This window comes from Clostridioides sp. ZZV14-6154 (assembly GCF_020657785.1).
Lineage (GTDB): Bacteria > Bacillota > Clostridia > Peptostreptococcales > Peptostreptococcaceae > Clostridioides.
Map to the genome: position 1 here is coordinate 1,090,488 of NZ_JAGWCY010000001.1, position 13,623 is coordinate 1,104,110.

Annotated in this window: 16 protein-coding genes; 5 read left to right on the forward strand and 11 right to left on the reverse strand. The window is 26.6% G+C overall.

Annotated elements, in window-relative coordinates; all coding sequences use genetic code 11:
• Window positions 1-207: 207 nt before the first annotated feature.
• A complete protein-coding gene (locus KGF45_RS05345) occupies window positions 208-2,025 on the reverse strand; it encodes an SH3 domain-containing protein (protein WP_227841964.1) in 1,818 nt (605 codons plus the stop codon).
• A gap of 314 nt (window positions 2,026-2,339) precedes the next feature.
• Between KGF45_RS05345 and KGF45_RS05350 the strand changes: the two genes are divergently transcribed.
• Together KGF45_RS05350 and KGF45_RS05355 are read left to right on the forward strand one after the other, a co-directional pair.
• A complete protein-coding gene (locus KGF45_RS05350) occupies window positions 2,340-3,077 on the forward strand; it encodes an NAD-dependent protein deacylase (RefSeq protein WP_227841965.1) in 738 nt (245 codons plus the stop codon).
• A gap of 118 nt (window positions 3,078-3,195) precedes the next feature.
• Complete coding sequence (locus KGF45_RS05355; protein ID WP_009905401.1) at window positions 3,196-3,516, forward strand: MazG-like family protein; 321 nt, start codon at window positions 3,196-3,198, stop codon at window positions 3,514-3,516.
• 213 nt (window positions 3,517-3,729) lie between these two features.
• On the opposite strand, the gene KGF45_RS05360 is transcribed toward KGF45_RS05355, so the two are convergent.
• From KGF45_RS05360 to KGF45_RS05400, 8 genes are all read right to left on the reverse strand, one after another.
• Entirely contained in the window at window positions 3,730-3,879 is a 150-nt protein-coding gene (locus KGF45_RS05360; protein WP_227841966.1) for a hypothetical protein, read from the reverse strand.
• 1,037 nt (window positions 3,880-4,916) lie between these two features.
• Entirely contained in the window at window positions 4,917-6,368 is a 1,452-nt protein-coding gene (locus KGF45_RS05370) for a leucyl aminopeptidase (RefSeq protein WP_227841968.1), read from the reverse strand.
• Window positions 6,369-6,383: 15 nt separating this feature from the next.
• Entirely contained in the window at window positions 6,384-6,824 is a 441-nt protein-coding gene (locus KGF45_RS05375; RefSeq protein ID WP_227827474.1) for a MarR family winged helix-turn-helix transcriptional regulator, read from the reverse strand.
• Between the two features lie 260 nt (window positions 6,825-7,084).
• On the reverse strand, window positions 7,085-7,513 hold the full coding sequence (gene ytfJ, locus KGF45_RS05380) for a GerW family sporulation protein (protein WP_227434208.1): 429 nt from the start codon (window positions 7,511-7,513) through the stop codon (window positions 7,085-7,087).
• A complete protein-coding gene (locus KGF45_RS05385) occupies window positions 7,467-8,099 on the reverse strand; it encodes a DUF2953 domain-containing protein (protein WP_227827185.1) in 633 nt (210 codons plus the stop codon). The genes ytfJ and KGF45_RS05385 overlap by 47 nt, the downstream gene beginning before the upstream one ends.
• Before the next feature lie 198 nt (window positions 8,100-8,297).
• Complete coding sequence (scpB, locus tag KGF45_RS05390) at window positions 8,298-8,837, reverse strand: SMC-Scp complex subunit ScpB (protein ID WP_227827184.1); 540 nt, start codon at window positions 8,835-8,837, stop codon at window positions 8,298-8,300.
• A gap of 1 nt (window position 8,838) precedes the next feature.
• Window positions 8,839-9,558 carry a segregation/condensation protein A gene (locus KGF45_RS05395; protein WP_227827183.1) on the reverse strand — a complete coding sequence of 240 codons (720 nt, stop codon included), beginning with the start codon at window positions 9,556-9,558 and terminating at the stop codon, window positions 8,839-8,841.
• Between the two features lie 29 nt (window positions 9,559-9,587).
• Entirely contained in the window at window positions 9,588-10,184 is a 597-nt protein-coding gene (locus KGF45_RS05400; RefSeq protein ID WP_227434204.1) for a site-2 protease family protein, read from the reverse strand.
• Window positions 10,185-10,442: 258 nt separating this feature from the next.
• Between KGF45_RS05400 and KGF45_RS20050 the strand changes: the two genes are divergently transcribed.
• From KGF45_RS20050 to KGF45_RS05410, 3 genes are all read left to right on the forward strand, one after another.
• On the forward strand, window positions 10,443-10,577 hold the full coding sequence (locus tag KGF45_RS20050; protein ID WP_255287758.1) for a hypothetical protein: 135 nt from the start codon (window positions 10,443-10,445) through the stop codon (window positions 10,575-10,577).
• Between the two features lie 207 nt (window positions 10,578-10,784).
• Window positions 10,785-11,639 carry an AraC family ligand binding domain-containing protein gene (locus KGF45_RS05405; protein ID WP_227827182.1) on the forward strand — a complete coding sequence of 285 codons (855 nt, stop codon included), beginning with the start codon at window positions 10,785-10,787 and terminating at the stop codon, window positions 11,637-11,639.
• Between the two features lie 3 nt (window positions 11,640-11,642).
• Window positions 11,643-12,065: a DUF2000 domain-containing protein gene (locus KGF45_RS05410; RefSeq protein WP_227434201.1), complete on the forward strand. Its 423-nt coding sequence runs from the start codon at window positions 11,643-11,645 to the stop codon at window positions 12,063-12,065.
• Window positions 12,066-12,179: 114 nt separating this feature from the next.
• Here the strand turns inward: KGF45_RS05410 and KGF45_RS05415 are convergent, their stop codons facing one another.
• Both KGF45_RS05415 and KGF45_RS05420 read right to left on the reverse strand, forming a co-directional pair.
• The gene (locus KGF45_RS05415; protein WP_227841969.1) at window positions 12,180-13,343 is read right to left on the reverse strand and encodes a D-alanyl-D-alanine carboxypeptidase family protein; all 1,164 of its coding nucleotides are present in this window, start codon (window positions 13,341-13,343) and stop codon (window positions 12,180-12,182) included.
• 53 nt (window positions 13,344-13,396) lie between these two features.
• Window positions 13,397-13,597 carry a CD1290 family small acid-soluble spore protein gene (locus KGF45_RS05420; RefSeq protein ID WP_227434199.1) on the reverse strand — a complete coding sequence of 67 codons (201 nt, stop codon included), beginning with the start codon at window positions 13,595-13,597 and terminating at the stop codon, window positions 13,397-13,399.
• Between the last annotated feature and the right edge of the window lie 26 nt (window positions 13,598-13,623).

A 13,623-nucleotide genomic window follows, 5' to 3' on the forward strand; every position in this document is an offset into this window, starting at 1 on the left:
TCCTCCTTTCCTAACATTATATATATATTATTACCACTTTTTCTCTATTTCTATCTATTACTCACTTATATTTACTTAGAATTAATATTATAACATAAAAATTTTACTAATATTAAGGTTTATATCTAGTAAATTATATACAAAAAGACTACAGATAATTTAAACAAAATGAAAAACTACCCATAGTCTATATTTTTTACTTATGTATTACTTATATTGTGGTACTTCAAAGACTAAACTACTTCCACCACCATAAAGTCCAATTAAATTTTCCATAATTCCAGAAATTCCATTAGCCCAATTTACATCAGTTGCATATTGGTGCCATGTATAATCATAATTCCACTTCATCTTGTAAATAGTATTTTGATTGTACTTAGAACTATTTACATAGTTTTGAGATATCCATTTTGCAGAACCATCTATTGTAGCTTCAATACTAGTCCATCCATTAGAATATGCTGCCTCTGCTCCTGAAACATTAGCACTTTTATCTATTGCTCCTATTCCAAAAAAATTATACACTTTAACTGGCTTGCTAAGAGCTTGACCTTTATAAGAAGTCAATGTCTGGCCTTGTGCAAGTGTAGATTTACCATAAGCAGTTTCCCACATAGCATGAGATACTAGATATACTACATCTATATTATACTTCTTAGCAGCATTTATAAATGCAGCTCCTTGATTCTTAAATACACTAGAAGATAATCCGTTAAGGTACGAATTTAAACTTGACTCTGATATACCACTTCTATAACTATTAATCTTCAAAAATTGCATCATACCTTTTGTAGTATTTGTAAAGTTTTTAGGATTTAAATAATATTCTATATCACTTGAACTAGCATTTACAAATGAACTTGTTCTTTGTGCTGAAAATGTACTAAATTCAGGACTTGGAGTACTTTTTCTATTACCTGGAGCTATTACATTCCCTCCTGCTGTTGCTTTCTCAACTTGTTTACTTATATGAGAAGCTAACGTATAGCTTAGAGATTTGTAATCAATCTTAGCCCCACTTATATTTGCCATACCATTTACTTGTCCTGATGTTGTAGAATCATTATTTCCATTATTGTTAGAATTGTTATTTGAGTTATTATTATTTGATGTATCTGTTGAATCAGATAGATAATTTCCCACAACAAATGCTTCTTTATTATTAAAATTAATTTTAGCCCATCCACTACTTTCTGATATCACAGTTACTTTGCTTCCCTTATAGACCTTTCCTAATTTACTATATGTAGAACCTGGACCACTTCGTACATTTAAAGAAGCTGTATTTACAAATTTATTAGTATCTTTTTTATCAGTACCTTGGCTAGAATCATTTGTATCGCTCTGACCTGCATTTGATAAATACATACTAGATACATATCCATCTTTTCCATTATACTTTATTTTTGACCATCCATTAGATTCTGATATTACTTCTACCTTACTTCCTTTTTGTAACTTACCTAATACACCATAGCTTGTATTTGGACCACTTCTTACATTTAGTGAAGTTGTATTTACCTGCTTAGTTTTTGATTTATTAGTTGAGCTTGATACATCTCCTAGATAAGAACTCGATACATAACCTAGTCTTCCATCATATTTGATTTTTGACCAGCCATTACTTTCTGATATTACTTCTACTTTTTGTCCCTTTTTTAATACAGTTATAACTCTATAGCTTGTTCCTGCTCCATTTCTCATATTTAAACTATTTGAAGTAACTTGTTTTTCTTTATTTGTAGATGTTCTTAAAAAATCACCATTAGATTTTGCTATATATTTTGATGAAGCCCAACCTTCTTGTCCAGATTCAGCTTTTATTTTATACCATCCATTAGAAGAGTCTTTTATTAAAACTTTATCATCTTTTTTAGCAACAAAAGATATACTACTTTCGGCAGTTGGTTCATTTCTTACATTTAAATAATTTATAGTCACTATACCTATTTCTCCATCAGCATGTGCATTTACCATAGTTAATGGTAATACAGCTAATGTTGCTAAAGCTGCTCTTTTCTTCACTTACTTCCCCCGCCCTTCTTTTAACACTAAAACAATTTTAATATAATTATACGACAACTTATGATTTTAGTAAATATTGTCTATTTATATTATGTATACATTTTATTTATACTTTCTTTATTTTTATTTCTGATTTTAATCTATATATTTATATATTGAAAAATATAAATTTTTTTAGCTCGTATAATTTTATTTATGCCCACTCTTTAAATTGATTTTTAAAACATTAAGAAAATACTCAGAATCTAATAAAGTAACATAAACTTTATATTATGTAGTACAATCTATATATAATAATTTTGGAGGTGTAGACTATGGATGCAAATAACCTAAAAGACTTAATATCTAATCATAATAATATAGTATTTTTTGGTGGAGCAGGTGTTTCAACTGAATCTAATATACCAGATTTTAGAAGCTCTACTGGACTTTTTAATCAAAAACTTAATAAACAATTTACTGCTGAGCAATTAGTTTCACATACTTTCTTTGTTAAATATCCAGAAGAGTTCTTTGAATTCTACAAAGATAAACTAATATATCCTAATGCAAAACCTAATAATGCCCACATAGCTTTGGCAAAGCTAGAAGAAATGGGTAAACTTAAAGCTGTTATAACTCAAAATATTGATGGGCTTCATCAAATGGCTGGAAGTAAAAATGTTTTAGAACTTCACGGTTCTGTACATAGAAATTATTGTACTAACTGTGGTAAATTTTTTGATTTAGAAGCTATGCTAAATCTAGGAGGTAATATTCCTCATTGTGATGATTGTGGCTCTATAGTAAAACCTGATGTAGTGCTTTATGAAGAAGCTCTTGACAGTGATGTTATTACTAAGACAATTTCTGCTATAAGTAATGCTGATTTACTGATTATAGGAGGTACATCATTAGCTGTATATCCAGCAGCTAGTCTTATAGATTATTACAAAGGTAAATATATTGCTCTTATTAATAAGGCAAACACAGTTTATGATAAATCTGCATCTCTTGTAATTAATAGACCTATTGGAGAAGTTCTATATGAAGCTGTATTAAGACAAATATAGATTTATTTTACTATTTTTATTATATATATGAGTTTTTATGTTGAATTTAAAGTTTCTTTTTAGCATTATTTTTGTTATAGTATTTTAGTATAAATATATAATTTGAAAGGAGCTTTTTATGAAACTAAAAACTATATCTTTACCAGAACTTAATAATTTAGACCCAACACTGGAGTCTACATTTATCAAAATGGGTGAAGAACAAGGCGAATTAGCTGAATGTATAGGCAAATTCAGAAATCTAAGTGGAGAAAATAATGACTTAGATGAAGTTGATATCATAAAGAAAACTGCTAAAGAATTGATGGATGTGGCTCAAACATGTGTAACTATGATGTTTAAACTAGAAGAGCAATATGGCATTAATCTTGATGAAATACGCAAAGAACATATAAAAAAACTAGAAAAAAGAGGTTACATAAAAAACATAGATAAGTAAACCTTCTATCTCTAAATATTTATTAAAATAAATTTAAAGTATGAAATATTTAATTTCTGTGTAAATTTGCTATTAAATGGTATCTCAAAATGATTTTTTTAGATTGTAATTGAGATACCATTTTTTGTTTTATTTGCATATATTATTTAATATTTTCATAAACGATTAAATTTTATCCAGTATAACGAGTTTTTTGTCAGCAAAATTTTATTTTTAACTTCTATATTGTTCTCTCTTATTTTCATAAATTTTACTATATTCTTCTACTGCTTCCTCCCATGCTTCTATATCTGTTATCCCATTTTCAATTGCTAATAAATGAACTATCTCAGCTAACTTTGATGCTGATTCTATTATTCCCATTTGTTACACCCTCTCTATTGTCAAATACTTACAAAAACTGTTAATTAGTTCTAATATTTGTTATTATTATTCCCAAAAACTTTAATAAATAAAAATATTTTTATTTTTTGACATGATTCCAATATGCCCACTAAATTTAAAAATTTTTATCTCTTTAAAATTTCTATATAAAATCTTAACTTTATTAAATTTTTTATATATTAAATTGATAGAGGATGAATATATTTATATAGGTACATATTAATTTATTATAGGAGAGAATGCTCTATGTTTAAAATTTTTCTTTTTTCTAGTGAACAGTTTGTAAGTCTTTTTATATTCGGATTATTTCTATATCATTGTCCAAAGCTAACAAAAAATATTTTACCCTATAGTTACACAGTTGAGAAAATACTTTGTACCTTAATGGTAATAGTCGTTGCCTTAGAACAAATTTTAATTATTTCTTCAGGGAATTATAGCACCTTGAATTCCTTACCAATTGGAATTAGCCATATTTGTCTATACATATGTATAGCTATATTAGCTTTTAAACAGTATCATTTTTTTAACATATTTTTTTCTTGGAGTTTAGTCTGTTCTGTTGGAGAACTTATTTTTTCTAAAAACTTAGGATACGAATTCCCTAGCTTCATATATTTTCTATTTATCTTCTCTAAATGTTTGATAATATATGCAAATATTTATATGGTTGATGTAAGAAAATTTAAAGTTAACAGACATGCATTTAGAGATAATTTTGGAATTTGTCTTATTTACTTTTCATTTATATTTTTACTAAATACATTTGCTGATTCACAATATTACTATAGCTTTTTAAGTTACAATACAACTACCATTTTCATATTTATTTTTGCTACTAGCATTGTGTACATACTTCCTCTTTTATCTAATATAGATACCTTTATCCTTAAAAAAAAGAAAAAGAGTAAATAATTTATTTAAATTTATAAATAAAGCCACTTGGACATTTTTTAAGTTTTAAAAATATCCAAGTGGCTTTACACGTTAAACTATAGTTTTTGTATTATATAATTTTATATCTCTGCTAAATAATACAATGTCCTAACAGGCTCTCCTGTCGCTCCTTTTGATTTATATCCCTTTGATTTTGATGATGTACTTGTACCTGCTATATCCATATGTATCCATGGAGTACTGCCAACAAATTCTCCAATAAAGGCTCCTGCTGTTATGCATCCAGCATTTTTACCTCCAGTATTTTTAAGGTCTGCTTCTTCTCCCTTTACCATATTTTTAAACTCATCATAAAGTGGCATCTTCCAGACTCTTTCTCCAGATAAAGTAGATGCTTTTTCCAACTCACAATAAAAATCCTCATTATTTGTTACTACAGGAGTTGCAACATTACCTAATAATGTTAGAGCTGCACCAGTCAATGTTGCTACATCAACAACTTTTGTCACTTTTTCATTATTTATAATGTAATATATTGCATCAGCTAATGTAAGTCTACCTTCTGCATCTGTATTTAAAACTTCAATAGTTTTTCTTGCCATAGAATTAATTATATCTCCTGGCTTATATGAACCTCCTGATAAAGCATTTTCACATGCAGCCACTACTGCTATAACATTTTTCTTTAATTTACTCTGAGATATGGCACACATAGCTCCTATTACACTTGCCGCTCCAGCCATGTCTGTTTTCATATCTAGCATAGATGCATTTGATTTTAAAGAATATCCACCAGTATCATAAGTCAATCCTTTACCCACTAGACCTAGTATATCTGTATTTTCTTCATCTCCAAAATAGCGCATTACTATAAATCTTGGTTTATTAACTGAACCTTTTGATACAGCAAAAAAAGCTTCCATACCCAATGCTTTTATTTTTTCTTCTTCATAAATCTCAACATTAAATCCATACTCTGCCCCAAGTCTAACTGCCTCTATTGCCAATGTCTTTGGGTATATTATATTTGATGGTTCGTTAACTAAATCTCTAGCTATTATAGTTGAATTAGATAGTATTTTAGCTTTTTCTATTTCATACTCTGCTTCTTTTTCAGTAAATATAATTATATTATCTATTTCTCTTTCTTCAAAAGCTTCACTTTTTGTCTTATATTTATCAAATTTATAGTTGCCAAGCAATATTCCTTCTGAAAAAGCACCTATCTGCTCTATGTCTAAATTAACATTTATTATGTTAATATCATTATTTTTACATACTTTATTTCTAAATACCCCTTTTATTTTTTTACACAAGTTGCCACCTATGATTCTAAGTTTTTCCTTATCTAAAGATTCTTTCTTACCAAGACCAACTAAGCAAAGGTCTACTAGATTGTCATTTTCAAGCAATGTCACAATTTCTATGTTATTTTCTTTAGCACTGAAGTTTTTACTTACAATATTTAATTTATCAAACATTGTAGAAACATTCTCATCTTCAAACACAGTAACTACAGTTATAGCATCATCCAAACTTTTTAATATTTCTTTAGAACATTTTATATGCATATTAAATTCTCCTTTTTAAAATAATTGTTCAATTATATTTCTAGAGTCTTCCAAAGAAGCAGATAATTTATCTTTGTTTTCTATATCTAAACAGTTCATTTTATCACTTATTATAGATATAAATTTTAATATTTCATCATCTAGTATTTTTTCTCCACTTTCAGTTATTCCATAAAAAGTATTTCGTCTATCTCTACTATCTTCTTCCCTATATACATACTCTTGCTCAACTAACTTATTAAGTAATATACACAAACTAGAAGTAGATACATGTAAATCTCTACTTAAATTTTTAAGTTCCATTTTATTATGTTTTCTTATACTTACTAAAGCAAAAAATTGCCTTTCTGTAAGTACTTTACCTTTTTTATATCTTTCATTATTAATAATCTTTATTAAATTATGAAAGTTATTCATACTCTCCAACAACAAAATAGATAACTCTTTATCACTCATAAAATTCACCTCAAAATTAATAATTGGGACTCCCTCTTATCCCCCAAATATGTTTATATATCTCTAATATAATACTTCTTTTCTTTTTATAATTATACTATAGATAAACTTTATTATCCATTTAAATTGTTTTAAACTAAAATATTATTAGGTATAAAGTAAAAAACATTTAAATTACATTATAAAATAGTGAGACTTATATCAATCTCACTATTTTATTCAATGATATATTTTATTTTCAAAACTATTCTAATCTTATACTACATATTGTTCTTGTCTGTATTTTTATTATTTTGAGATATATTCTGAATTTTTTCTAATACTCTAGGAGTTATAGACAAGATATTATCCACTAGATTAATATTACTATCTAAGCTCATTATTCTAGTCTCTCCACTTTCAACTACTACAAATGCTACTGGTTGTACAGATATAGCTCCTGCACTACCTCCTGCAAAATTTGTATCTGCTTTTTCACTTTTTATTTCAATATTTTTATCTTTCTCATCATATCCTTTTGAATACTCTCCTCCACCTATACCAAATCCAATTGTTACTTTTGATATAGGAACAACTACTGTAGTATCTGTTTTTATAGGGTCTCCTATAATAGTATTTGCATCTATAGAACCTTTAATAGTTTCAAGAGTTGTTTCCATAAGACTTTGTATCGAACCTGTTGCTCTCATTACTATCACCTCCCTTATAATTTCCTTTATTTTTATTCATAACTTTATTAACCATTATTATAAAATGAAATAAATCTTTTATTCTTGACCTTATATGTATCCTTACATTTCCCAAAAAGTAATCTTTTGTAAAATTTGGATTTACATTTAAATATATTTTTTCTGCATCAATTATATTAAATAAATTTCCATATAGGGTATTTATTAATACATACACAGAAGATGTCAAACTTATATTTTTAGTTCCAAAATCAATGTTTGAATAAAATTCATGTATTTTTATCTTTTTTAATAGTCTATAAACACTTAAAAGGTCATCAGCTAATAATATACTAGAGTCTATATTATTCTTCATCCCCTCTTTTTTATCATTATTGTTACTATTTTCAGCTGGATAGAGTTGTCTATTTATATTTATTAAATCAAACATGTATTTTATATTAAGTTTTAAACAAACATCTTTATTGTTTATATCTGCTATTAATAAGATATTTATATGAGACATTAAAAACAATATAATTATACTTATTATAAAAATTATTGCTACTATTAAGTATTTAAAATTAAGTAATTCATTAATCTCCATGTTTATATTATCATCAAAAAATTACTATTTATACTTAATTAACCATATTTATTTTACCAAAACCATTTTTTTATATTCACAAAAAAAACACAATAACTTAGATTATTTTAAACCGTCTAAAAAATTTAAAACTATAAACTAAATTACTGTGTTCTTCATATTTTTATTTTAAAATTAACATTATCTTTGTATAACACTTTATTCATTTGTTACTGCTTCTTGATAAGTTTCTATAGCAGGCAACTCTTCAAGGCTTTCTATATTTAACAGCTTTAAAAATTCATCTGTTGTCTTATAAATTATTGGTTTTCCTATTTTATTAAGTCTACCAGCCTCTCTTATAAGTTGATTTTCAAATAGAGTTTGTAACACCTTATCACATTTTACTCCCCTTATATCTTCTATCTCTACTTTTGTTATTGGTTGTTTATATGCAATTATAGTAAGAGTCTCTAGTGTAGCTTGACTCAAACTTTTCTTTTTCTTTGGTTCAATAATTTTTTTTATATATTCTGCATAATCTTCATTTGTACACATTTGATATTTGTTTTCCAATTTGATTATCTGAATACCTCTATTTTTTTCTCTATACTCATCAATAAGCAAATTTAACATAATCTCTATCTCTTTTGATGAAAGTTCTTTATTTATTATATAATTTAATTCTTTTATACTTATTGGGTCACCATATGCAAACATAATAGATTCTATAATACACTTTATATCTTCTCTTTTCATTTTAACACTCCGAACTTTTTCTTATTAAAATATCATCAAAAAATATATCTTGTACCACTACTATTTCTTTTTCTTTTATAAGCTCCAATATAGATAAAAAAGTAGCAATTATTTCATCATTTTCATATGATTTTATGATATTTGTAAAAGTAACTTCTATTTTCTCTTTTATAACATTTCTTATATACACTATTTTTTCTTCCACAGATATTATCTTTTTTCTCACTATTTTATCCAATTTTTCATCATTAGTATTTTCAATTTGTGATGTTTTAACCTTAAATATATATGGAAGTATATTTTTTATTGCCTCTATTGATATATCTTCTAAATCTACATTATCATCAATAACTATTTCTTCTTTTGTTCTATAAAATCTTTCATTAATATAAGTTATATTTTCCCTTATATCTTGTGATGCTATTTTAAATTTTCTATATTCTTCTAATTTCTCCATAAGTTCTATTCTTGGGTCTTCTTCTTCATCCTTTTGTTTGTAAAGTAAGTATTTAGATTTTATCTCTAAAAGCTTAGATGCCATAGTTATAAATTCGCTAGTTATCTCTAAATCCATTTTATCTAACATTTTTAGATAATTAAGATATTGCTTAGTTATATCTATAATTGATATATCTTTTATATCTATCTTATGTTTAGTTATCAAGTCATACAGCAAATCTAATGGTCCCTCATAGACTTGTAATTGTATATTATACTTCATATTAACCCCTCTTTAAGTTGTTTATTTTATTAAACAAATAAATATACTATTCTTAGTAATACGGTATATATTGGTGTTAATATTATTTGATATATACCTGTAAATAAAGCAATCAACAAAATTATATAACTCATATTTTCAAATTTATACACATATTCATTCCATTTATATGGAACAAGTGTAGATATAACTCCCCATCCATCAAGTGGAGGTATAGGAAGTAAATTAAAAGCAGCAAATCCCATACTATATAAGAATACATATTCAGCTATTGTATTTATCGCATACATGTGCACATATTTATTTATAATGACACAGACTATAGCAGTCAGAACATTACAGAAAACACCTGCAAGTGAAACTATCAAATTGCCTATCTTGTAATTTTTAAAGTTATTAGGATTTACTGGGACTGGTTTTGCCCATCCTATTCTAAGAATAAACATAGCCAAAAGACCAATTGGGTCGACATGTCTTACAGGATTTAATGTCATTCTTCCATAAGCCTTAGCTGTATCATCACCTAATAAATGTGCCGAGTATGCATGACCAAACTCATGTATTGATATTGCCATGGCTATACCAACCAAACTTGCTACGATTTCTCCTATATTCATACTTAACATTAATGTACATCTCCTAAATTGAATTTTTAATACTATTATAACAATTAAATAACTTATAATCAAAATTATTTTATATTATAATAATTGTGTATACAGGCATAAAATTAAAATTCATTTTTTATTTTATAACTTTTATTATTATATCATATTAGCTGTAAAAATATAATAATTACACTTATTGGTAGTATAATATTATATTGACATAAACTGACATTGTTGTTATCTTATCCGTGTATTACAAATAAAGAGAGTAACAAAATGAATAGTACTGTAGAAAATAATGAACTGAAATTTATATACACAATTGAATCAGATACAGCCCTTGTATTAAAATTTATAAAAGAATTTGCTTCTTATGGGAACATGTTAGACGAAGTTATTGCAACTGAATAAATACTTAATAACTAGCTATTTGTAAAGAAAAAGGCAGAAGCTTTAATCGGTTAGCAAAATAAATTACATATAAATATTATTTAATTTGACAACTAAAAAAATTAAGTTGTCATTTTTTTAGTTGTTATTAGTTTTTAGTCAATATCATACAAGAAGTACAAAAAAATATATGTTACACTTTATACAATATGAAAGGAGGTTGTTCAGGTGAAACAAGAAAAACGCACAGTATGTTTTGATAGTGAATTAGAAGTTGAAGCATATAGATTCAAAGGTATCATGCAAAATTTTCCAAACCATTTTCATGAACACTATGTAATTGGTTTTATAGAGAAAGGTCAAAGATATTTATCATGCAAAAACAAAAAGTATACTACAAGCACAGGAGATTTATTACTTTTTAATCCTTTTGATAGTCATACTTGTGAACAAATAGATAATGAAGTTCTTGATTATAGATGTATTAATATTAAACCAGAAATAATGCAAAAAGCTGTCTTAGAAATTACAGGGAAAAATTATTTACCTAAGTTTAATCAGCAGGTAATATTTCGTAGTGAATTAGTACCTTTACTACAAGAACTACATCATATAATTATGGAAGAACAATTAGATTTTAAAAAAGAAGAAATATTCTTTTTCCTAATTGAACAAGTAATAAAGGAATATACAGAACCAGTTTTGCAGTCTAACTCAGAAAAAATAAGTACAGAAATTCAAATAGTCTGTGATTATTTAGAAAATAATTATGCTGAACGTATAGCACTTGATGAGTTAAGTTATCTAGCAAAAATGAATAAGTACTCATTACTTCGTAATTTTACAAAATTAAAAGGCATTACACCTTACAGATACCTTGAAAATATACGAGTAAATAAAGCTAAGAAACTTTTAGAAAATGGAATAGAACCCATAGATGCTGCTATACAAACAGGATTTGTAGACCAAAGTCACTTTACAAATTTTTTTAAAAACTTTATTGGTCTTACACCTAAACAATATCAAAATATATTTATAAACAATGATAAAAATAACTTTAAAGAAGATGAAAAGGAGAATTAAAAAATGGAAAATAAAAATGTGAAATGTGTTATGGTAATAGATGAAAATTTACCAATGGGAATTATATCAAATACAGCAGCGGTAATGGGAGTTACACTAGGTAAGTATACTCCAGAAATAGTAGGTCCAGATGTAGTTGACAAAACAGGTAATAATCATTTAGGAATTGTTGCTATACCTGTACCTATCTTAAAAGGAAACAAAGAAATTATAAAGAATTTACGTAAAAAATTATATACTCCTGAATTTGAAGGATTAACTGTTGTAGATTTTTCAGATGTTGCACAAGGTTGTAATATTTATGAGGAATTCACACAAAAAATTGCCACTGTCCAAGAAGACGAACTACAGTATTTTGGTATAGGAATATATGGAAATAAAAAGCAAGTAAATAAACTTACAGGTAGTATGCCTTTACTTAGATAATCATTGTAAGCATATGATTATAACAACTTTTAATAGACTAAATAAAAATACCCATATAGTACTTCTATACGGGCATTTTTTATGTGAATTATAGTTTTATCTTATCACAAGTGATTATATCATATTATCAATTATTCTTTGAAGCATTTGTAGGTAACTTGCCTTATTTATATCTTTATTATTTATTAATTCTACTTCACCTATTACTTTTTTATCTTTACATATCTTTATCTTTCCTAAAACAGTACCTTTTTTAATTGGCATTTTAGGATTTTTTACTATTTCTATTTTCTTTTCAAACTTTTTAGAACTTCCTTTTTTAATAAGAGCATTTAAGTCTTCTTTAGCAACTAATTTGACTTTATTTTCATCAGCTTTATCTAATGTAAGTGTAGCAATATTATCTCCCTTACTACATAGCTTAACGCTTTCATAATTTGCAAATCCATAATTTAAAAGACTAGATGCATCATTAAATCTTTCGGGAGAAGTTTCTGCACCTAAAGTTGCCGCAACTAAATGAGTATTACCTCTTTTTGCTGATGCTGATAGACAATATTTAGCTTCTTGAGTAAATCCAGTTTTAACACCAGTAGCTCCTTGATAATGCTTTATAAGCTTATTAGTATTTGCAAGACCTACTGTAACTTGTTTTTTACCTACTACAACCTTATCCATCCATGTAGTTAAGTATTTGCTTATCATTTCATGTTTTAATAATTCTCTAGACATTAAAGCTATATCATGAGCAGATGTATAGTGATTTGCTACTGGAAGTCCATTTGTATTTGCAAAATGAGTATCATTCATATTTAACTCTTTTGCTTTAGAATTCATCCTATCAACAAATCCTTCAACACTTCCAGCCAAGTGTTCAGCCATAGCTACACAGGCATCATTTGCAGAAGCAACAGCTATACCTTTTAATAAAGTATCAACTTTTTGAGTTTCTCCTGGCTCTAAAAATATTTGACTACCACCCATACTAGATGCAGTTTCACTCACTTGTACTTCATCATCAAGTTTAATATCACCTGAATCCAAAGCTTCTACAATAAGTAACATTGTCATTACCTTTGTTACACTGGCAGGAGGAAGCTTTTTATGAGCATCCTTTTCATATAAAATTTGTCCACTACCAACATCCATCAAAATTGCCGATTTTGAAGATATATTTAGTTGGTTGGCATCAGCATTGTCCTTACTATTTGCAAAAGAAAAACTCAAAGGAATAAATGCAAGTAATATAGCCAAAGCAGTACTAGCTAATTTTTTCATAGATGTCACCTCTTAAAGTTTATTTAAACTTATTTTCTCACAATTAACTTTTTTTATTCTAAATGCCTAGATATACCTTGACCTAAATTTTTTTTCTTTTCAAGCTTTTTAAAATAACCTTCTAAAACACCTTTATTAGATGCATTTTCTATTATTTCAAAGGCATCTTCATAATTCATTCCATATTCTCCTGCTATTTCCATCTTAGTTTGTTTTAAAGCTTTTCTAGCATTTTGTTTTGAAATATTATCCATAAATATCCTCCTATTAATAAAATTTA

Excerpts from the sequence above, each read along its gene's own strand:
- KGF45_RS05350 (WP_227841965.1), top strand. The coding sequence starts at position 2,340 with ATGGATGCAAATAACCTAAAAGACTTAATATCTAATCATAATAATATA.
- KGF45_RS05355 (WP_009905401.1), top strand. The coding sequence starts at position 3,196 with ATGAAACTAAAAACTATATCTTTACCAGAACTTAATAATTTAGACCCA.
- KGF45_RS05360 (WP_227841966.1), bottom strand. The coding sequence starts at position 3,879 with ATGGGAATAATAGAATCAGCATCAAAGTTAGCTGAGATAGTTCATTTA.
- KGF45_RS05370 (WP_227841968.1), bottom strand. The coding sequence starts at position 6,368 with ATGCATATAAAATGTTCTAAAGAAATATTAAAAAGTTTGGATGATGCT.
- KGF45_RS05375 (WP_227827474.1), bottom strand. The coding sequence starts at position 6,824 with ATGAGTGATAAAGAGTTATCTATTTTGTTGTTGGAGAGTATGAATAAC.
- ytfJ (WP_227434208.1), bottom strand. The coding sequence starts at position 7,513 with ATGAGAGCAACAGGTTCGATACAAAGTCTTATGGAAACAACTCTTGAA.
- KGF45_RS05385 (WP_227827185.1), bottom strand. The coding sequence starts at position 8,099 with ATGGAGATTAATGAATTACTTAATTTTAAATACTTAATAGTAGCAATA.
- scpB (WP_227827184.1), bottom strand. The coding sequence starts at position 8,837 with ATGAAAAGAGAAGATATAAAGTGTATTATAGAATCTATTATGTTTGCA.
- KGF45_RS05395 (WP_227827183.1), bottom strand. The coding sequence starts at position 9,558 with ATGAAGTATAATATACAATTACAAGTCTATGAGGGACCATTAGATTTG.
- KGF45_RS05400 (WP_227434204.1), bottom strand. The coding sequence starts at position 10,184 with ATGTTAAGTATGAATATAGGAGAAATCGTAGCAAGTTTGGTTGGTATA.
- KGF45_RS20050 (WP_255287758.1), top strand. The coding sequence starts at position 10,443 with ATGAATAGTACTGTAGAAAATAATGAACTGAAATTTATATACACAATT.
- KGF45_RS05410 (WP_227434201.1), top strand. The coding sequence starts at position 11,643 with ATGGAAAATAAAAATGTGAAATGTGTTATGGTAATAGATGAAAATTTA.
- KGF45_RS05415 (WP_227841969.1), bottom strand. The coding sequence starts at position 13,343 with ATGAAAAAATTAGCTAGTACTGCTTTGGCTATATTACTTGCATTTATT.
- KGF45_RS05420 (WP_227434199.1), bottom strand. The coding sequence starts at position 13,597 with ATGGATAATATTTCAAAACAAAATGCTAGAAAAGCTTTAAAACAAACT.